Here is a 19,206-nt window from a genome sequence, read left to right as displayed (position 1 = left end):
CAGAACTATACTGAACCTCATGAACGCCCAAAGGGAGTGTAATATGTCATCTGTGAACGGTGTCGGCTCGTCAAATGCTCAGGCTGCGACCAGCAAAATTGCAGAAAGCAGCGAAACCACTGAAGAGAAAAAACTATCAGGCTATGACGCTTCACGTATGAACAAACAAAAGCTGAATGCCACTATTATGGAAAATCAGCTAAAGCTCAGCACAGGCGATAACGATAACTCAATGAAGTTATTGTATAAAACAGCATTAGAAGGCATTAACAGTGAGCTGGAAGCAGAATTTGGCCCTAATGCAGCAGAAAAGATTAAAGCGAGTGGCGTTGATACGTCACCTCAAGCCACAGCAGACCGCATAGTGGGTTTTGCCACCGCCTTTTACCAAAAGTTTTCCGCACAAAACCCGGATATGTCAGAAGAAGAACGCCTTGATAAATTTATCGCTTTAGTAAGCGGAGGTGTAGACAAAGGTTTTGAAGATGCCCGTGGCATTCTGGATGGTTTGGGTGTACTGAATGGTAAAGTAGCAGACGACATCGACAGCACTTATTCGCTGATCCAGGAAGGCTTTACCAAATTCCGCGAAATGATATTAAACCCAGATAAAACCACAGAAGCACAAGATATGACTGACTCGACTGCCGCCAAGACCAGCAGCGAACTGCGCTTTTCTGTGAAAGTTTAACTTCGCCCAAAACCGGGTACTTCTCCTGATAAGTTGGTTTCTGTTAAGCCATGGAACCAGCCGTTTATACACTGGCCTTGTCGCATTCAGGCCAGTTTTTTTATTTTATCTGCTCTACGTCAGTAACCAGAGTCAATCGCTCTCTTCATGCCAGTGATGCATCAAAGATGACCTGAAGAGCACTACAATCTTCGTGACCACCATTTAAAGGCCTGCGCTACTTATACAAATTGGTTTATCTTCATGATTTATAAAACAAAATGCTGTGCATTCGACACTCATTATTCCGAGCTCAGGTGAAGTAAGACAGCAAAGTAAGACATCATCAACTTTAAACAAAAAGCTGCTGCGCAAGCAAATCATAGGCAGCAGCCTTTATCAGCCAGTGGATAAACCAGTTTTTATCAACCTTGCCGGCTTTTGCTGGCTGGCTTCTTCGCTGATCCAAATCTGTCGCATCTCGTCGATACAGAGCCCTTCCACCTGACCTTGGGTCGGCAGTGGCTGCACTTGCTGCAACTGAAGTCTCGCGTCGTAACGGGCTATTTGCGCCTGAAAACCTGAACCAATCAAATAAGCCCAGATAGCTTTGAAAGGATGGGTATAGCCTACCAGCCACCATTGCTCTGTGAAACTGTCAAAAGTCGCGTCCGTTACTAAAAAGTCAGGCGATTGCAATGGCAAAGCTACGCCTAAAGCTTGCTGCTGCGAATGGGGGTCGAGCCTGTAAAGCACTGTTTTTTCGCTGGCCCAACTTTTACTGAATAAGTACAAAGCCCCCTGTTGATACACCAATGCTTCAAAATCAAAATCATGCTGGTGGGCCTTTAACCCACTTTGTTGGGGTAAGCTAATCTCCAAAGTGACAGGCTGATAGGGTTGCTTTAAAAAACGCCAATCCAAGGGGATTTTGTGGATGTATAGACTAGATCGCTGACCAGCATTATTGCCAATGTCTGCCAGATACAAAAATTGACCGTCTGTTGTAATGGCTTCCCAATCTATGTTTTTTGTCATCAGTTTAAGCCGCTGCAGTATTTTCCCTTCTGCATTGATCCTGTACAGTTCAGGCAAACCGCCAGAATCATTAAAGCTGATAAATTCATTACCAATACAAAGTAAGCCAGAACTTTCAGACAGTTCTGCAGGCAGTTCTACAGCTTTAAATACTGCTGTAGATACAGGAGCAGGCACTGAAGAGCAAGCAACCAAACTTAGTGCCGACAGCAGTACCAAAGCTTGCCGTACTAACATAAAAACGTTCATCCTATGCTTAACGACAACAGTACAAGGCCAATGCCTTTTGTACATCTAAAATTGAACTGTCTTTGTTAAAGGTTTTGGTGATAGCTGTATCAGCGCTGCTCAACCAAATATGCAGATCAGACTCCAGATCGAAATGACCTTTGGTTTCAGCACTGAAACGTACAATTGAGCGATAAGGTATAGACATAAACTGTTTTTTTGAACCCGTTAAACCTTGTTTATCGACTAGAATCAAACGTTTGTCGGTAAATACAATAAGGTCACGAATCACTTTGTAGGCCTGTTGCAGTTTTTCGTCAGCTAATAAAATCTGGCTAAATTCTTCTTCAACTTCAGCTAGATCTATGTGACCTGCGTTACCTAACAACCCACTGAAAAGTCCCATGCTTATTCTTGATGCCTCGTGCTTGATCATTGTTTACTGAGCTTATCCTTAGCACAGGTCAACAGCAAGAGTTAAAAGCTAACGACAGCACCATCCCAGTTCAGCAATAAACCACTTTGTTCTGGCTTGAGTTGTAGTGCGACCTCAGCAAGGTATAAGGCCGTCTGAGCCGGAGTTTTTAACTGCCCTGACGGCAAATTACGCTGAAAAGGTGCAGATAAAGCTGAGTCTGTCGTGCCGGGATGCAGCGAGACCAGAACTGCGGTTTTATTGTGACGTTTAAGTTCAATACTGGCTGTTTTGATCCATTGGTTTAACGCAGCTTTGGCAGAGCGATAGCTATACCAGCCCCCTATCTGGTTGTCACTAATACTGCCGACTTTGGCACTCAGCTGCAGATAGCGGACCCCTGGTGTTTTGCTGAGATAAGGCCAGAGTCCTTGTAAATAAAACACCGGTACTTCCAGATTTAACTGCAAGGTTTTGCGTATCAACACAACAGAACTTTGACTGATACTCTTTTCAGGTAACAATTTCGAGTCAGCGCCTTGATGCAACCAGCCAATGCAATTAAAAATCAGACTGACCTGATGCTGGAACAAGCTGTTGACCAGAGAGCTAAGAAAGTCTTGATGCAAAGCCCAGTCAGTCTGCCCCTCTAAATCTGGAGCTTGGATGCTGTATAACTGCGGATGATCAACGTCTGCAGCGAAACGGGATAACCACAGCACTGTGTCGCCTTGCTGCAAATAATGTTTTGCTAAAGCACCGCCAATTGCACTGCTGGCGCCAATAATCAGTACAGCACTCATGATAATTCCCCTGCCAAATGCTGAGTTTCGACCAGTGCCTGAGCCAGATTTAATCCTGCCAGATAAGCATTTTCTACGCGGCCACCAAAACTCCAATCCCCACCGATCCAGAGTTTTTGTTCAGGTAGTGCCATAATGCCGGGCGCTATTGCTTGATCTCTTTGACTGGCATAAAGCCAGCGATGTGCCACCAGAGGTTCAATGCTATGCTGTATATTCAATTCATCCCTCACTATAGTGATGGCTTGTTCAAACCAAAATTCAGGCCTTGCCTGCAGATGTTCTGCGCTGTAAGACGCATTGAAATGCAGAATGTAACAAGAGGTTCTGCCCTGTTTATGCTGCTGATGGCTGATAAACCTCAATTTGGGATGTTGGCAAAAAATAGCGTCCCCCATGGAACAAGCCTCAGCTTGTACCGCCACAGCCCAACAAGGTTCTAATAGTTGAGAATTGGTTGCGATCAAATCTGGTAATTGGCTTTGTGACAGCAGTTGTTGCGCCTGAACTGGTGGCAATGTAATCAGCACCGCATCGAAATTGCTGTAGCTTTGGTTATTTGCACAGTACAAAGTCCATTGTCGCTGATAACTGAGCCTGTCGATTCGACATTCTGTAACTATGGGGATAGCCTGCAATAAACTCTTTACCGGGCTTTGCATGGAGGGCACACCAATAAAACGTAGTTGGGCATCGGCAGAACTGACGAGTGATGTCACGCCTTCGTCATTACACAAAAGCGCAGTTCTGCAAGCCCAGATATCCGCACATCCAGCCTCAAGCCAAAGCTGCACCTGTTGCTTAAATAAATCGCTGCGAGCAGTGAAATACTGAGCGCCCATATCCAGATAGCCGTGCTCTGTTTTTTTGCTACTCATTCGGCCGCCTGCAACCCGACCTTTATCAAACACAGTAACCTGATAGCCCTGTTGAACAAGTTTTGCTGCTGCGGCTGCGCCAGTCAGCCCGGCACCTATCACTGCAATATTTTTCATCATGATTTTTCTTTTGAACTGGTGTTAACTTTACGCTGTATCATAAGCTTAAGATCAATAATGGAGCATTCGCATGAAGCAGACCGAAATCGCCACTTTTGCTGCAGGTTGTTTTTGGTGTATCGAATCCGCATTTAATCAATTAAAGGGCGTAGAAAAAGCTGTTAGTGGTTATATGGGAGGTCAAACCTTAAACCCGGACTATCGCCAAATCTGCACTGGGACCACAGGACATGCCGAAGTAGTACAGCTTGAATTTGATCCACGTTTAATCAGTTTTGAGCAGTTGCTGCAGGTGTTATGGTTTCTGCACGATCCTACTCAATTAAATAGACAAGGTAACGACGTAGGAACTCAGTACCGCTCTGCAATATTTTATCATTCTGATGAACAACATCAGCAAGCACTTACTTCGATTCAAGCGGCGGGAGCATTATTTGACCTGCCAATAGTGACGGAAGTAAGAGCTGCAGTTACTTTTTATCCGGCTGAGGAGTATCATCAGGGTTATTATTTGCAGAACACCAACCAGCCCTATTGCCAGTTTTTAATCACACCTAAGCTCGCCAAGTTTCGCCAGACTTTTGTCAGTTTGCTTAAGGTGTAACACAAGGCGGGTCAGAGTAAAATTAAACCTAAGGTGTAATGTGACTCTGACCCGCGCTAAGTTATTCATTCAAATTAAAAAATCAGAATTTAGGTGTCCAGTTTAAACGCAGCGACCATTCAGCACCTGCAGCGGCATAGCCCGGCACATATAAATAATCTTTATTGGTCAGGTTGTCAGCTTTAGCAGCAATCTGCAGCTGCGGACTCAAGTCGTAACTTAAACCAGCGCCCCACAAAGTGTAACCGCCAAGTTGTGGCGTCATAAAATCGCCTGTATGGAAATCGCTCTGATAATCAGAGGTGACAAATACACGCCAGTCCTGCCATTGATAAGCGCCCTGCCAATGCACTGTATGCTTAGAGCGTTTGATCAGAGGCGTATCTGTGGTCTGATCTTTCGCATCTGTATAGCTATAAGCCAGTTGCTGCTGCCATTGTTGCCAGCTCTGGCTGAGGCTGAATTCTGCACCTTTGATTTTCGCTTCACCCACGTTTTGTGGCACCCAGTTGCCATCAGCCATAGGCGCCCACTGGATCAGGTTACTGACACTTTGCTGGTAAATGGAACTTTCAATCTGTAGCTCACCAGCACTGTATTTTAATCCGAGCTCATCAGAAGTTGCAGTTTCAGGAGTTAACGCTGTGTTGCCACTGAAGGGATAATACAGGTCGTTAAAGCTTGGCGCTTTAAAAGCGCTACCGCGACTAACGCGAACCAGTAATTCCTTTGTCAACTGATAACCTAATCCCAGTTCGTAGGTGTTGTAATGTCCATACTGGCTTTGTGTGTCATGACGACCTGTCACATCAGCCAACCAGGAACCTGACAGATAGCTTACAGCTGCAAAAACAGCTCTGTTAACGCGGGAATCGACTTCATAACCTAAATCGCTGCCTGACACATCTTCCTGGTACCAGTTTACACCAGTTAAGGCAGTAAACTCGCTGGTTAACTGACGACTGTATTGGTAATCCAGCTCATGTCGCTTGGTTTCATACAAAGTTGCTGCACTTTCGTCGCCCCAATTTAAGTCTTCAGTTTTATTGGTTGACAGGTTCAGTTTCTGACTGGATTTTTCGCCATCTAAGGTCCAGCCTAAACGGCTTTGATTGGTTTTAGTTTCCACCTGATCAGCACCAGGACCCCAGGTTGGATCAAAATCATACTGACCTGTACTTTTAAGCACATTGTGATCCGCTGACCATAGACCAAAAGCTGAGCTGTATTCAGCGCCTAACTTGCCATAACGCTGATCAAAGCCGTCTTTATCAGCCTGAGTGCCAGGGCGAACATCAAAACCTTGAGTATCTGACCAGCCCAGATTACCCCGGACTTTTAAGGCACCAAACTGCTTGCTACTGGCGATATCAGCTTCATGACTTTGGTAACGACCTGTTTTCATCTGTACCGAGGTATAGTCTGCTTTACGGGTTGTGATCGCTATCACACCAGCTAAAGCGTCGGAGCCATATAAAGCAGCTTTAGGCCCCTTAATGACTTCAATTTGTTCAATCTGCTGTAAAGATAATTCAGCTAAAGAAGCGTAACCTAAAGTGGCAGAACCAGCGCGAACACCGTCAATCATCACTAAGGTGTGACCAGCAGCACCACCCCGTATAAATACAGTGTTGGTCTGGCCTTTACCGCCAGAGCGACTGATTTGTACACCAGCGACCTGACGCAATAACGCAGGCAGATCAGACACCTGAGCTTGCTCAATTTGCTCACGATCTATGACGGTCACTGAAGATAAAATCTGGTGCACAGGTTGAGCCTGGCGGGTGGCGTACACACTGATATGTTCCAGCGGATCATCCGAGCTATCGGCGAATACAAAAGCAGGCAGGCCAACGACTACTGTCGCCAGCATAGATTTCTTAAACATGATGTCTCCCAAAGACGCCCACCGCGTCCCGAATAGTGAATAAACTTTTCAGGCCGGTCTCCGGGCTGACAGCAGACTATTTTTAGTAGTAATTTTAATCCCTTCCCATCCAAAGACAGTGGTTTGATTAAAGCCAGAGCTAAGCTCTCTGTTGTGTTACCGTTGCGGGGGCAGCTCTGGATTTTCACCAGATTCCCGTTTCACCCTCAAATGTCGTTTACACTCTCTGGGCACCTGAAAAACGCGCGGTCAGTGTAGCGGCGGCCATCTTAAAGTCAATAGAAATCCAGACATCCGCAGTTATTGAAAAAGTAAAATTGCGGTTCAAGGCCGCAGACGCAAGCCTTGGGCCATAACCGCAGCGCAGAGTAAACAAGGATTTGACAAAGCTCCACAAACAAAATCCTTGTCAGTCCTGTCAGCGAAGCTGATATTCCCAAGGTCAGATGCTCATTAATCAACCTGCAATAGGACAAAGATGAGGTTCGCTCCTTGCTTTGTTTAGCTTATAATAGCCACATAATCTTCAATGGAAAAAAGAGAGAACTATGCCTTCATTTGATATTGTTTCTGAAATTGATCTGAATCAAGCAAAGAATGCGGTTGAAAACGCTAAACGCGAACTTGAAACCCGTTTTGATTTTCGTGGTGTTGATGCCAAAATTGAGCTGAACAAAGAGCACATTGAACTGACAGCTGAAGCCGATCAACAAGTCATGCAGCTGTTTGACATTTTTGCCACAAAAGCCAGCAAACTGCAGTTAGATGTCAGCAGCTTCAAAATTGAAAAAGAAGACCGTCATGGTAAATACATCACTCGCCATGTCACTATCAAGCAGGGTATTGATAAAGAGATGGCCAAAAAGGTAGTTAAACTGATCAAGGACAGCAGTATTAAAGTACAGGTTGCCATTCAGGGAGAAGAGCTGCGTGTTACAGGTAAAAAGCGTGATGACCTGCAAGAGGTAATGCAGTTGATCAGAACAAGTAACCTGGGTCAACCCTTCCAGTTTAAGAACTTCAGAGATTAATTCTGAGTTTCGGAGCGCTAAGCACCTGGGTGGAACTCGCCGCAACAGATATACGGCAGTTCCTCCAATGGTGCAGCGCTCAGCCATAGATACTACGAAGGTTTGGCTGTCACTATGCGCCGCTGTTTTGAAGAAATTTAATCTCTGTCATCTTCTCGACTTCTTTGTTTGTTAAACCATAGCTCTCCGTCATGCAAACGCTCGTCTCTGCTTGCGACTCTGAGTCCTATTCCTTGTTCTATGCGTCTTGTGAATCCGTTTGTCGCATTGCAGGATACGGATATGATGCAGAGCATTGTTTCAGGCTGGAGATTAGGTCCTTATAACTGATACAATCCTCATAGGTCTTTTAAAGAAGAGTATCTTGTGAAGCGTCATCTTTACCATGCAATCTGTTTACTGGTGTTTATTGCAGCCACCTTTGGCTTTTTGACCGAAATTAAAAGCAGCGGTTTGAAGTTAAACAGTTATGACAAACATTTGCACTTTTTAGTGTTTTTTTGCCTTACTGCGCTGCTGCAATGGAGCTACAAACCAAAATTATGGCAAGCCGTCATTATTATGGCTGGATACGGTGTAGCTATAGAATTATTACAAAACTACCTCACCAGTTTTCGTCAGGCTGAGCTGCTCGACTGGGTTGCCGATCTGGTTGGGGTTGCAGTGTTTTATCTTTGCTATTTTGCCGTGAAGAAATGGCGCAGCAGCAAACAATAAATCTCCCGCTCTGGACTGTTGTGGGAGAAGGTGCAATAGGCCTTCTTTCGGCGGCTTATCTTACCAACGCCGGTTATCCAGTCCAGTTGCATCGCCGTACAGAAGGTCCTTTTCAGTTCGATTTTCAGTCCGGTACTAATTCTCAACCTATTGTTTTATCTGCCCCCAGAAAGCTTCCCTATACTCATGTTCTGTTGCCCGTAAAGGCTTATGCAGTGCATGAAGCCGTTCAGCAGTTGGTATCTGTACTGAGTGATGATGCTCAGTTGGTCTTGTCTCACAATGGAATGGGTACTATAGAGCAGGTGCAGTCCTTACTAAAACCAAAACAGGGATTGTGGTTTTTAACCACCAGCCATGGCGCTTACAAACCTGAACCTACCACAGTGGTCCACAGCGGCAGAGGACAGTCAGTGCTGGGTCCGCTAAATCAGGCAGCGATGACACAACAGTCAGCTGTTGAGCGAGCTATGCACGCTGCTCTAGGGCCTGTTACTGTTGTCGCGGATATTTGGCCAGCGTTATGGCTAAAACTAGCGGTGAACTCAGTCATCAATCCTCTTACCAGCTTGCATCAGTGCAAAAATGGAGAGCTGAGCGGGCTAAAGCATGCTGCAGCTATCCGGGTATTAATTGAGGAATTTGTAATGCTGGCAAAGGCATCAGGTCAAAAGTTCAGCATAGAGGCCGTAGCACAAAGAGTAGCTCTGGTTATTGAGCAAACCTCAGACAACTATTCATCAATGCAACAAGATTTTGCCAAAAACAGGCAGACCGAGCTTAACTACATTACTGGATTTTTACTCAGGCAAGCAAAACAACATGGGCTAGACCTACCAGCCCATCAAGCGATTTATCAACTTTTGCTTCAAAAGTCGCCCCGATAAACACCAACATTCGACAGCCCTTGCTCTGCCAGCAATAAGGCTTGTAGCCGGCTCATCACGCCTCGTTCACAGTATAAGTAATACTGCATACTTTGATCCAACTGACTAAACTGGCTGGCAAGTTTGTAAAATGGCAGGTGCAGAACCTGATGACTCACTCCGCTTAAAGGCTTTAACTCAGCTTCATCCGGAGCCCGAATATCCACAATAATGGCGTTACTCTCCATAGCGTTCTCATGCAGTACTGTACTAATTTGCTGTTCTGCCTGGTACTCTACAGTACGGATATCCAGTACATGAGCAGTTAAAGCCAGCTGTTCAAGCGCGGCTAAATCGAGGTGTTGCTCAGCAAGCATAACTTTATTCAACTCTGCATGAATTGTAGGTTTGTTGGAAATAACGCCACAGTATTCAGGCATAGTTTTGGCCATATCTTCAGCACCAATTTTGCGTGCTAAATCAATTATCTCTTGCTTGTCCTGATAAATCAGCGGTCGCAGCACCAGCGTATCAGTGGCTTTATCTATCACACTCAAATTCGCTATGGTTTGGCTGGCAACCTGCCCTACACTTTCTCCCGTCACTATCGCCTGAACACCTATACGTTCGGCAACTATAGCTGCGGCGCGCATCATTTGGCGTTTAAGCACAACGCCCATCAGGCCGTTGTCCACTTTCTCCAGAATTTCCTCTACTACTGGCGCAAAATCCACACTGATAAACTTCACCTTGTGCGACAAACTGAACTTTTGCCATAAATAAAACGCCATTTGGCGTACACCGGTTTCATGGGCTGCGCCGCCCAAATTAAAAAACAAATAATGAGTACGTAGCCCCTTACGGATCATCAAATAGCTGGCGACTGCGGAATCAAATCCACCTGAGATAAGCGACAACACATCGGTCTGGCTTGGCAATGGAAAGCCGCCCATGCCTTCAAATACCTGACTGACAATAATCAGTTGGTCACGTTTAATCTCAACCCGAACTATTTCTTCAGGATTTTTTAGTTGCACTCTGGCAGAAGGGATATGCTGATTTAACCCACCGCCTATGTAGCGCTCGGCTTCAAGCGAACTAAATTCATGATCGCCCGTGCGTTTGACTCGCACACAAAAACTCTTGCCCACAAGCTTTGACGCAAACACGGCTTTGACTTGCTCAAAAATATCGTGCAGTGAACTGTAACTACCAGACTGCATTTGCATAAACTGAACTATGCCGGGAATACAAGCCAAGTGGTCTATGATTTGCTGACGTAATTTAAGGCTGTTGGACTCCACCTGCACCAGCAAATGGTCATAATTGTTTTTGATAGCCACAGCCGGGTCTAACCGCAACAAGATAGTTTTCAGATTCTGCTCCAAAAGCATGGTCTGACGTTTCCGGACCGATTTACTTTTAATCGATATTTCCGGGTGCAGTTTGACTAAAAATTCCATCACATGAGGCTCACTAAAAACTAAAGGCGCGAATTATACCCTTCTTACCTGAAGCTGCAACGTTGTTGCTCGTGCTGACCTCCGGCTTTTGCTGAACACAAGGCGCTGTTTATCCCGAGCTGTTCAAGTGAGTTAACCTTGGTCGTACCAACCAGGTTTACTGATTGGCTGTGCCCTGCGCTGCGGGCTCAAGACTGATAGGTTCAGACTCCTTTGGCTTACCCTGCATAATAGAAATCTCTACTCTGCGGTTTCGTCTTCTATTGCTTTCTGTATCATTAGGCACCAAAGGACGGGTTTCAGCATGCCCCATCACCACCAGGCGGTTTTTATCAAAACCCGGGGCTTTAATCATTTCAGACGCGACTGAAACAGCACGCTGCGCCGACAAGTCCCAGTTATTGCTGTGTAATTCATCTGAAACCTGCTCAGCATCAGTGTGACCCGACACTGTAATTTCACCTGGTACTTCTTTTAGCAAAGCGCCTATGTTCTGAATGATAGGTTTAAATCGGGGCTGTAAAAACGAAGACCCAGATGGAAAAGAACCGTTCTCACGGATACGGATAATAATTTGTTGGCCTAAAGACTCCAGTTCAATAGCACCGTCCATTATCTGCTTTTCCAGTTGTTCAGCAATTTTTTTCAACAGCTCATTGGTCTGTTCCTGTAGCTCAGCGGCGGCTGCGATCGTATCCATAGGTTGCTCTTCGGTACTGGTAGACTGTCCACCGGTTTTATCTTCCCGTTGCTCCTGTCTGCCGCCCGCCTCATCCTCTTTACCCGCCTGAAAATTAAGCATTTGCTGAGTCATTTCAACCGTTTGCTGTTGAATAGTATCAATGGGGGTTGGATCAGGACGACCTGGACGAAATTCCATTGCGATCACGCTGGTGCCTTTTGGGATGTCTTTGACTTCAATTTTATTTTGCACGCCAAATGCAAACTGCATTGAACCTGCTATTTGCTTAAATTTCAGTACGTCCATTTCAGAGAAGGACAACAAGAGGACAAAGAAGCACATCAAAAGCGCCATCAGATCAGCAAAGGTTCCCATATAAGCGGGTAAACCTGGTGGTGGACACTTAGGACACTTGGCCATACCAACCCCTACTCCGCCGCCGCAGCTGGCTCACGTTTTTTAGACGCCAGGTAATTCCGCAAAATACCTTCGATTACCTTGGGGTTTTGACCATCCTGAATACCCATAATGGCGTCGAGGATCAACTCATTATTAGTTTTCTCTTCTTCATTACGTACCGCCATTTTTTCTGCTAAGGGTAAGAAAATACAGTTAGCCTGAATAGCTCCGTACATGGTAGTTAACAATGCAACTGCCATAGCTGGGCCTATGGCCTTTGGATCTGACATGTTGGATAACATGGCTACTAAGCCAATCAGTGTTCCTATCATGCCCATAGCTGGGCCTAAATCGCCTAGTTGCTTAAATACACCAATAGCCGTGTTGTGCCGGTTGTAGGTTAACTCAATATCTTTTTCCAGTGTTCCCCGCACCACATCCGCGTCATGCCCGTCGACCAGCATATTGATGCCTTTTTGCATAAAGGCATTGGGGATCTCCGCTTCTTCTAACGCCAGAAAACCACCTTTACGAGCCGCATCAGCCAATTGTACTGCTTTTTCAATCAGCTCCTCTGCCGACTCAATTTTAAACATAAAGGCTTTACTGATAGCTTTCATCGCATCAGCCAACTGAGTAAAAGTGAATTTAATAACCACCGCAGTAAGACTGCCACCAAACACAATAACTATGGAGACAAAATCATAAAACATCCCCATGCTGCCACTCGAACTAAGCCACATTGCCCAGCCCATCATGCCCATGACGGCGACTAATCCTATGACGGTTGCTAAATCCACTGCGTATCTCCCGGAAAACTGAATGCAAACATTTGGTTTTGTACCAGCATTAAGCTGGTTTTATCTTAGCTTATAGTGAGTTATCGGCAAAAGTATGGGATAGTTAACTACAAATTCAGGCCTTAAACAAATTTATACTTTCCCAACGCGGTTCTGATTGCTCATAATAGCGCGCCGGGCTTGGTCAGACATCTATTATCAGGCGAGAATATGACAAAAAAGAAAACAGACTTCAGCCACTTTGAGCAAAGTATTGCCGAGCTGGAGCTGATAGTACAACAGCTGGAACAAGGTGATTTAAGTCTAGATCAGGCCTTGCAGCAATTTGAACGTGGTATCGAACTCTCCCGTACCAGTCAGCAGCAATTACAGACTGCGCATCAGAAAGTTCAGTTGTTAGTCCAGAATGCAGGTCAGGACCAGCTGGAACCTTTTGTGACAAGTGAAGGTGAATGATTTGACGTTAGCTTCTTTAACCTCGTACCAGCAACGGCTGGAACAGGTACTGCAACACCAATTAGATAAAAAAACTCTGACCGACCCACGGCTGCACCAAGCAATGGGCTACAGTTTGCTGCTCGGCGGCAAACGGATGCGACCTTATCTAGTTTACAGCTGCGGCCTGATGCTTGGCGCCTCTCTGGCTGATTTAGATGGCCCGGCAAGCGCTATTGAAGCCTTGCACAGCTATTCTCTGATCCATGATGATTTGCCCGCCATGGACAACGATGATTTACGCCGTGGTAAAGCGACCTGCCACAAAGCTTTTGATGAAGCTACGGCTATTCTGGCCGGGGATGCACTTCAGACCTTTGCGTTTGAACTGATAAGCAGCCATAACTATCAGCAGGTTCCACCACAGCGTATTTTGGCGATGGTGCAACAATTAGCTTTGCACTCAGGTTACAGTGGTATGTGCGGCGGTCAAGCAATAGATTTAGCTCATACCAACCAAAAAATGCAGCTCGACGCCTTAGAGCAGATGCATCAGCTGAAAACCGGCGCTTTAATCGAATGCTCAGTGCGTTTTGCTTATCTGGCCAGTCCAGTAGATAATGCAACACATTTAGATGCTTTAGTGCGCTATAGCAGGGCCATAGGTTTAGCTTTTCAGGTTCAGGACGACATTCTTGATGTGGAAGGCGATACCCAATTACTGGGTAAAACCGCTGGCTCGGATCAGAAAGCGAATAAGGTCACTTATCCTGCGCTGCTTGGTCTGGAACAAGCCAAACACAAAGCACAATTGTTGGTCGAAGAGGCTTTAGCCGCTTTGCGTGAACTTCCTTATGCAACGGACGAACTAGTGGCCTTGGCCCGGTACGTTATTGCCCGACAGTTTTAATACAGGCATTCTCATGACATTAGCTAGTCACGATTTCCCTCTACTTCAAAAAGCCAACTGGCCTGCAGAATTACGCCAGTTACCTCAGGATCAGTTGCCCGCTCTGAGCAATGAACTCAGAGCCTTTTTATTAAAAACAGTCAGCCAAAGTAGCGGCCATTTCGCCTCAGGCCTCGGCACTATTGAGCTGACTGTTGCTTTGCATTATGTCTACAACACGCCTTTTGATCGGCTGATTTGGGATGTGGGCCATCAAGCCTATCCGCATAAGATCCTGACGGGGCGGCGTGACCAAATGCACAGTATCCGCCAGAAAGACGGTTTGCACCCTTTTCCTTGGCGGGAAGAAAGTGAATATGACACCCTCAGTGTTGGGCATTCCAGTACCTCGATCAGCGCCGCATTAGGTATGGCGATCGCTGCACGTGCTGAACAGAAGAATCGCAAAGTAGTAGCTGTGATTGGCGATGGCGCTATCACCGCGGGCATGGCCTTTGAAGCCTTGAATCATGCAGGCGAAGTCAAACCTGACATGCTGGTGATTTTAAACGATAATGAAATGTCGATTTCTGAGAATGTCGGCGCCTTGAATCGTTATTTCGCCCGTATCTTATCCGGTAACTTTTACACCAGCCTGCGTGAAGGCGGTAAAAAGATTTTAAGTGGTGTTCCGCCCCTACACCAATTGGCCAGCCGCGCCGAAGAGCATTTTAAAGGCATGGTGACTCCTGGTACATTTTTTGAAGAACTGGGCTTTAACTACATAGGGCCTATTGATGGCCATGATGTGACAGGGTTGGCTGATACTATTCGAAATATGCGCAACCTCAAAGGTCCGCAGTTACTGCATGTAGTGACCAAAAAAGGCAAAGGCTATTTACCTGCAGAGCAAGACCCTATTGGTTATCATGCGGTCAGTAAATTTGACCCTGCAGCTCAATCTCAGCCTGCGAAAAAAGCCGGAAAAGCCACGTTCTCCAATATTTTTGGTCAATGGATTTGCGATATGGCAGCCGTTGATCCAAAGCTGCAAGGCATCACGCCTGCCATGCGCGAAGGCTCAGATTTAGTTCAATTTTCAAAAAGCTATCCTGACCGTTATTTTGACGTGGCTATTGCTGAACAGCATGCGGTCACTTTGGCCGCAGGTATGGCAATTGAAGGCTTAAAGCCTGTGGTAGCTATTTACTCCAGCTTCCTGCAACGTGGTTACGATCAGCTTATTCACGACATTGCCATCCAGAACCTGGATGTATTGTTTGCCATAGACCGCGCTGGTGTTGTAGGCGCTGATGGCCCAACTCACCAGGGATCATTCGATTTAAGCTTTATGCGCTGTATTCCAAATATGTTGATTATGGTGCCTTCAGATGAAAACGAATGCCGCCAGATGTTGTACACAGGCTATCAGCACAAAGGACCTGCAGCAGTGCGTTATCCCCGTGGCAGCGGCAATGGTCAAGCACCAGAGTCGTCGATGACTGAGTTAGCTTTGGGTAAAGCTTTAGTTCGTCGTCAGGGTGAAAAAGTGGCCTTATTGGCTTTTGGCCCTTTGTTACAAGCTTGCCATACAGTAGCAGAACAATTAAACGCCACTTTGGTGGATATGCGTTTTGTGAAACCTTTGGATCAAGAGCTGCTGACAAGGCTGAGCCAGACTCATAGCCATTTTGTGACTATCGAAGATAATGCATTGATGGGTGGTGCAGGTTCTGCGGTAAATGAATTCTGTATCGCAGAACAGTTGCCTGTAAAGCTGCTGAATATCGGTTTGCCTGATATTTTTATCAAGCACGGTACTCAGGAGCAGATCTACGCTGAACTGGGTTTAGACTGTGTTGGCATTGAGGCCAAAGTAGAAGCTTTTCTTAGCCGCTAATTCTTTTCTGCTGTAGGGGCGGGTCTTGTACCCGCCCGTCTCACATTCCAATTGACTCGAAAGTGCAGGCAACAAAGCTGCGGCTTCAAGGACGACGGCTATTAGCCTAACTCATTGATGTTGCAGCGAGGCGACAAGCGAATGAGACCCCAGGAGCATAGTATCCTATGTGACTGGGGCGAGGCGCGCAGACAACAAAGCTGCGGCTTCAAGATCGATGGCTTTTAGCCTAAGTCATTGATGTTGCAGCGAGGCGACAAGCGATTGAGACCCCAGGAGCATAGTATCCTATGTGACTGGGGCGAGGCGCGCAGACAACAAAGCTGCGACTTCAAGGACGACGGCTAAGGGCGGTAGCTTTTTAACTCAAACCAGGCCAGCCCATCAGCAAGCAGCTTTTCAATTTGCATATCAATATGTCCCGAATCTTCAAATTCAAAAGCATCTACTTGCGGATCAAAATCCAGAGTGGCACAGCCGTTGCGACCTGATTCTTTTACCTTGTTTAACGCAATTTCAGCTAATTGCAAAGAGATTTCCCAAGAAATAAGTTGTCCTCCCAACAGCTCAAGTGGGAAACAGCTATAACCAATAGAACAGGTCAAAGACACTGTTCTTCCATCCGGGATTTGAAAGTTCGCCTGTGCAACCAGTTGGTTCAACTGTAAGGCAAAATCACGTACTGAGGCATATTCAACATCTCTTAACACCAGAACAAACTGCTCACCAGCATAACGCACCACATAGTCGGCCCCCCGACTTTCACGCAATAACAAGCCACTGATTTGTTGTAGCACAGTATCTCCAGCACTGTTGCCATAGGCATCATTAATAGCTTTGAAATTATCCATGTCCAGTTGCAATAGCGCTATACATTTGCCTTGTTGCAGCATAGCGTCTCTGTTGTGCTGGTACTGTTCCACGTCCTTAGGTAACTGCTCGAACATAAAGCGGCGGTTTCGAAGGCCAGTTAACGTATCTTTGTGAGTCAGTTGAGACAGCTGCTCATTCAGCTCACTCAAACGAGAGTTACTATTTTCCAGTTCGGCGGTACGTAAACGGACCAACTTAGTCAATTCCTGTTGTTGCATGATGGCGTTACGGCGCCACAGCCACGCCAGGCCATACAAAGCAAGAATCACCAATAGTGCCCATAATCCTTTGTAGACTATAGTTTCAGTAAATAGTCGGGGGACAACCAACTCAACCGTTAATTGCTGTTGCTCTGTCCAATTTTGGCTGGCATAACGAGCCTGAACCACAAACTGGTAACTACCAGGGGGTAAGTTGGTATAAATAGCCTCACGCCGCTGTCCTACCTGCTGCCATTCCTGATCAAAACCAAGAAGTTGATAGCGGAACTCGACCGAATTCGCTTTAATAAATTCCAGTGCACTGTATCGAATACTGATATTACGGTCCGAGGTTTCGAGCACCACTTGATGTTGCTCAGGTAATAGCCTGTATGACTTTTGCCCACTAATCTCCTGCAATAAAGGCTGAAGCGATCTGTTAGACGCCAGAGTTAAAGATATAGGCACTGCAACCAGACCTTTTAAACTGGGATACCACAGCTGATCTTGCCATTTAGCCACTTTACTATGGCCAGCTCCATTGCAACAACGCCCCGGAGCTGTACCTAATTGTCTATCATAGGGTGATAAGATCAACTCAAAGTTCACTATTTTGCCACCATCATGCTCAGCAGGAGGTCTGAACCTGAATAGCCCCTTTAAGCTGCTGGCCCATAAATAATCTGAGTCTTTGTCGTACCATAAACTGACCACTGGATCTAAGGGTAAACCATTGCTGCTGTCGTATTGTTGCCATTGTCCTTCTGGACTTTTAATAAACAAGCCATCGTCCAGCGTGGCAACGAGAAGTTGTTGATCCGAAAGAGACAAAACACTGGTTATATAAGCCCCGAATAGAGGTGTTCCTAAACCAACCCTATTTAGTTTTTCATGCTGATAAGCATACAAACCGCTGGTGGTGCCCACCAACAGCTCCTGACCCTGATCTTCTATCACTGTAACAAAGGCGGATTCAAGGTCAGCGTTAAAAGGGGCGGCTTTAAGCACTTCGCCATTATAGTGATACAAGCCACTGGCACCACCAAACCACAAACCTGTTTCAGAGTGAGGTTGAACCACACGAATGGAGGTTCCTATTAACTCTTCGAAGGGCCGACTGATTTGACCATCGTCAAAATTGTATAGCAACAACCCGGTGTCAGTTCCCAGCCATAACAGGTTGCTGCTGTCATAAAAATCATAAACTGTACTTTGGCCGAGCGACTGATGATCGACCAACTCAAGAAAATGCTGATCAGCCTTTAACAACCCTACATTGGTCTGAGTTGCCACCAGAAGACTATCTAATCTGGCTGAGTAACGCACACTGCGCACCACCATATCTTGCTGACCCTTTCCTACCACACGGCGCATTTTACCTGGTGAGGCCCGATATAGACCCTCGCTGAAACTGGCTAGCCAAATATTATGATCTTTGTCCTCAAAGATATCGCTGAACCAAGGTGAACTTCCCAACTCTTCCGCACTAATATGTTGCCACTCTTGTCCGGCATGGCGGTGATACAATTTGTTATAACCAGAGATCCAGTCATTCCCCGAGCTATCTTTGAACATTTTATAAACAGCTGAATTATCCACACCATGAATATCACAGCGAGCCACCTGCTGATTTTCATCCAGATGGAAATAGCCAGACTCGCTGGCGAAATGCAAGGTATTATTGAACCAGCTCAAATCATACAATGGGTGTTGCTGCAATTCTTCAGGCAAAGCGATTTGTTCAATTTCACCCTGTAAACTAAGTTTAAACAAAGCTTTGCTGGTACTGATGAATACAGAATCCCCTGCCACCTCCATCTGCATCACAGCTTCTTTTATGCTATGAATACGGCTTACTTTACCTTGCTTAACCTTGAATAAGTTTTCTGCTGCCACCCATATTTCCTCTGGAGCCACCTGCACTATGGATGTGACTTCCGCCAATATAGGGTAACGATCAAACTGTAAGGTTTGCGGATTAAAACCTGATAAACCAGCCTTAGTTCCAACCCACATATAACCTTGCTGGTCTAGCAGCAGCTTATTAATCGAGTTACTCGCTAGCTGGCGACTGGTTTTGGTACTGAACTGGGTGAAATGATGGCCATCAAAACGATTTAAGCCATACAGGGTCCCCACCCATACATAGCCAAATGAGTCCTGGCTTATTGCACGTACCGAGTTCGATGATAAACCATCTGCACTATTCCAGTGCTTGATATCAAAATCGTAAACAGAAACTGGAGACACCCGACCAAAGCAGGCTATAGAAAAAAAGGCAAAAAAAACCAACAGCGAGAAACGCAC

Annotated in this window: 17 protein-coding genes and 1 riboswitch; of the genes, 8 read left to right on the top strand and 9 right to left on the bottom strand. The window is 45.9% G+C overall.

Going from position 1 to position 19,206, the window contains the following annotated elements:
• Window positions 1–43 precede the first annotated feature (43 nt).
• Complete coding sequence (locus EMM73_RS11705; protein ID WP_127686613.1) at window positions 44–691, top strand: DUF5610 domain-containing protein; 648 nt, start codon at window positions 44–46, stop codon at window positions 689–691.
• Window positions 692–1,069: 378 nt separating this feature from the next.
• On the opposite strand, the gene EMM73_RS11700 is transcribed toward EMM73_RS11705, so the two are convergent.
• The 4 genes from EMM73_RS11700 to EMM73_RS11685 form a co-directional block, all read right to left on the bottom strand.
• On the bottom strand, window positions 1,070–1,945 hold the full coding sequence (locus tag EMM73_RS11700) for a hypothetical protein (protein WP_127686612.1): 876 nt from the start codon (window positions 1,943–1,945) through the stop codon (window positions 1,070–1,072).
• Between the two features lie 19 nt (window positions 1,946–1,964).
• Window positions 1,965–2,342 carry a PH domain-containing protein gene (locus tag EMM73_RS11695; protein ID WP_127686611.1) on the bottom strand — a complete coding sequence of 126 codons (378 nt, stop codon included), beginning with the start codon at window positions 2,340–2,342 and terminating at the stop codon, window positions 1,965–1,967.
• Between the two features lie 71 nt (window positions 2,343–2,413).
• On the bottom strand, window positions 2,414–3,154 hold the full coding sequence (locus tag EMM73_RS11690) for an SDR family NAD(P)-dependent oxidoreductase (RefSeq protein ID WP_261373390.1): 741 nt from the start codon (window positions 3,152–3,154) through the stop codon (window positions 2,414–2,416).
• Window positions 3,151–4,152 carry an NAD(P)/FAD-dependent oxidoreductase gene (locus EMM73_RS11685; protein ID WP_127686610.1) on the bottom strand — a complete coding sequence of 334 codons (1,002 nt, stop codon included), beginning with the start codon at window positions 4,150–4,152 and terminating at the stop codon, window positions 3,151–3,153. The genes EMM73_RS11690 and EMM73_RS11685 overlap by 4 nt, the downstream gene beginning before the upstream one ends.
• 70 nt (window positions 4,153–4,222) lie before the next feature.
• Between EMM73_RS11685 and msrA the strand changes: the two genes are divergently transcribed.
• Complete coding sequence (gene msrA, locus EMM73_RS11680; RefSeq protein ID WP_127686609.1) at window positions 4,223–4,756, top strand: peptide-methionine (S)-S-oxide reductase MsrA; 534 nt, start codon at window positions 4,223–4,225, stop codon at window positions 4,754–4,756.
• Between the two features lie 82 nt (window positions 4,757–4,838).
• Here the strand turns inward: msrA and EMM73_RS11675 are convergent, their stop codons facing one another.
• Window positions 4,839–6,644, bottom strand: coding sequence for a TonB-dependent receptor domain-containing protein (locus tag EMM73_RS11675; protein ID WP_127686608.1), 1,806 nt, complete (start codon window positions 6,642–6,644; stop codon window positions 4,839–4,841).
• A gap of 34 nt (window positions 6,645–6,678) precedes the next feature.
• Window positions 6,679–6,897, bottom strand: a riboswitch (cobalamin riboswitch).
• A 295-nt stretch (window positions 6,898–7,192) separates the two neighbouring features.
• Here EMM73_RS11675 and EMM73_RS11670 point away from each other — a divergent pair.
• The 3 genes from EMM73_RS11670 to EMM73_RS11660 all read left to right on the top strand — a co-directional run bounded on the left by EMM73_RS11670 (window position 7,193) and on the right by EMM73_RS11660 (window position 9,279).
• The gene (locus tag EMM73_RS11670) at window positions 7,193–7,675 is read left to right on the top strand and encodes a YajQ family cyclic di-GMP-binding protein (RefSeq protein WP_127686607.1); all 483 of its coding nucleotides are present in this window, start codon (window positions 7,193–7,195) and stop codon (window positions 7,673–7,675) included.
• A gap of 366 nt (window positions 7,676–8,041) precedes the next feature.
• Window positions 8,042–8,392, top strand: a complete 351-nt coding sequence (locus EMM73_RS11665) for a VanZ family protein (protein WP_127686606.1) — start codon at window positions 8,042–8,044, stop codon at window positions 8,390–8,392.
• Entirely contained in the window at window positions 8,371–9,279 is a 909-nt protein-coding gene (locus tag EMM73_RS11660) for a ketopantoate reductase family protein (RefSeq protein ID WP_127686605.1), read from the top strand. The genes EMM73_RS11665 and EMM73_RS11660 overlap by 22 nt, the downstream gene beginning before the upstream one ends.
• On the opposite strand, the gene thiI is transcribed toward EMM73_RS11660, so the two are convergent.
• The 3 genes from thiI to pomA all read right to left on the bottom strand — a co-directional run bounded on the left by thiI (window position 9,261) and on the right by pomA (window position 12,602).
• A complete protein-coding gene (thiI, locus tag EMM73_RS11655; RefSeq protein ID WP_222422652.1) occupies window positions 9,261–10,721 on the bottom strand; it encodes a tRNA uracil 4-sulfurtransferase ThiI in 1,461 nt (486 codons plus the stop codon). The two genes, EMM73_RS11660 and thiI, sit on opposite strands and share 19 nt — an antisense overlap.
• Window positions 10,722–10,878: 157 nt before the next feature.
• Window positions 10,879–11,823, bottom strand: coding sequence for a flagellar motor protein MotB (locus EMM73_RS11650; RefSeq protein ID WP_127686603.1), 945 nt, complete (start codon window positions 11,821–11,823; stop codon window positions 10,879–10,881).
• 8 nt (window positions 11,824–11,831) lie between these two features.
• The gene (gene pomA / locus EMM73_RS11645) at window positions 11,832–12,602 is read right to left on the bottom strand and encodes a flagellar motor protein PomA (RefSeq protein WP_127686602.1); all 771 of its coding nucleotides are present in this window, start codon (window positions 12,600–12,602) and stop codon (window positions 11,832–11,834) included.
• A gap of 210 nt (window positions 12,603–12,812) precedes the next feature.
• Here pomA and EMM73_RS11640 point away from each other — a divergent pair, with 210 nt between their 5' ends.
• Genes EMM73_RS11640 through dxs form a run of 3 tightly spaced genes read left to right on the top strand, consistent with a single transcriptional unit; the run spans window position 12,813 to window position 15,826 of the window.
• Window positions 12,813–13,058, top strand: coding sequence for an exodeoxyribonuclease VII small subunit (locus EMM73_RS11640; RefSeq protein ID WP_127686601.1), 246 nt, complete (start codon window positions 12,813–12,815; stop codon window positions 13,056–13,058).
• Between the two features lies 1 nt (window position 13,059).
• The gene (gene ispA, locus EMM73_RS11635; RefSeq protein ID WP_127686600.1) at window positions 13,060–13,947 is read left to right on the top strand and encodes a (2E,6E)-farnesyl diphosphate synthase; all 888 of its coding nucleotides are present in this window, start codon (window positions 13,060–13,062) and stop codon (window positions 13,945–13,947) included.
• A 13-nt stretch (window positions 13,948–13,960) separates the two neighbouring features.
• Window positions 13,961–15,826 carry a 1-deoxy-D-xylulose-5-phosphate synthase gene (dxs, locus tag EMM73_RS11630; protein WP_127686599.1) on the top strand — a complete coding sequence of 622 codons (1,866 nt, stop codon included), beginning with the start codon at window positions 13,961–13,963 and terminating at the stop codon, window positions 15,824–15,826.
• Between the two features lie 344 nt (window positions 15,827–16,170).
• On the opposite strand, the gene EMM73_RS11625 is transcribed toward dxs, so the two are convergent.
• Window positions 16,171–19,206: a ligand-binding sensor domain-containing diguanylate cyclase gene (locus EMM73_RS11625; protein WP_261373389.1), complete on the bottom strand. Its 3,036-nt coding sequence runs from the start codon at window positions 19,204–19,206 to the stop codon at window positions 16,171–16,173.

This window comes from Rheinheimera sediminis (genome assembly GCF_004005375.1).
Taxonomy (GTDB): domain Bacteria; phylum Pseudomonadota; class Gammaproteobacteria; order Enterobacterales; family Alteromonadaceae; genus Pararheinheimera.
Note: the sequence above shows the minus strand (reverse complement) of the source record. Positions and strands in the feature narration are given on the sequence as shown.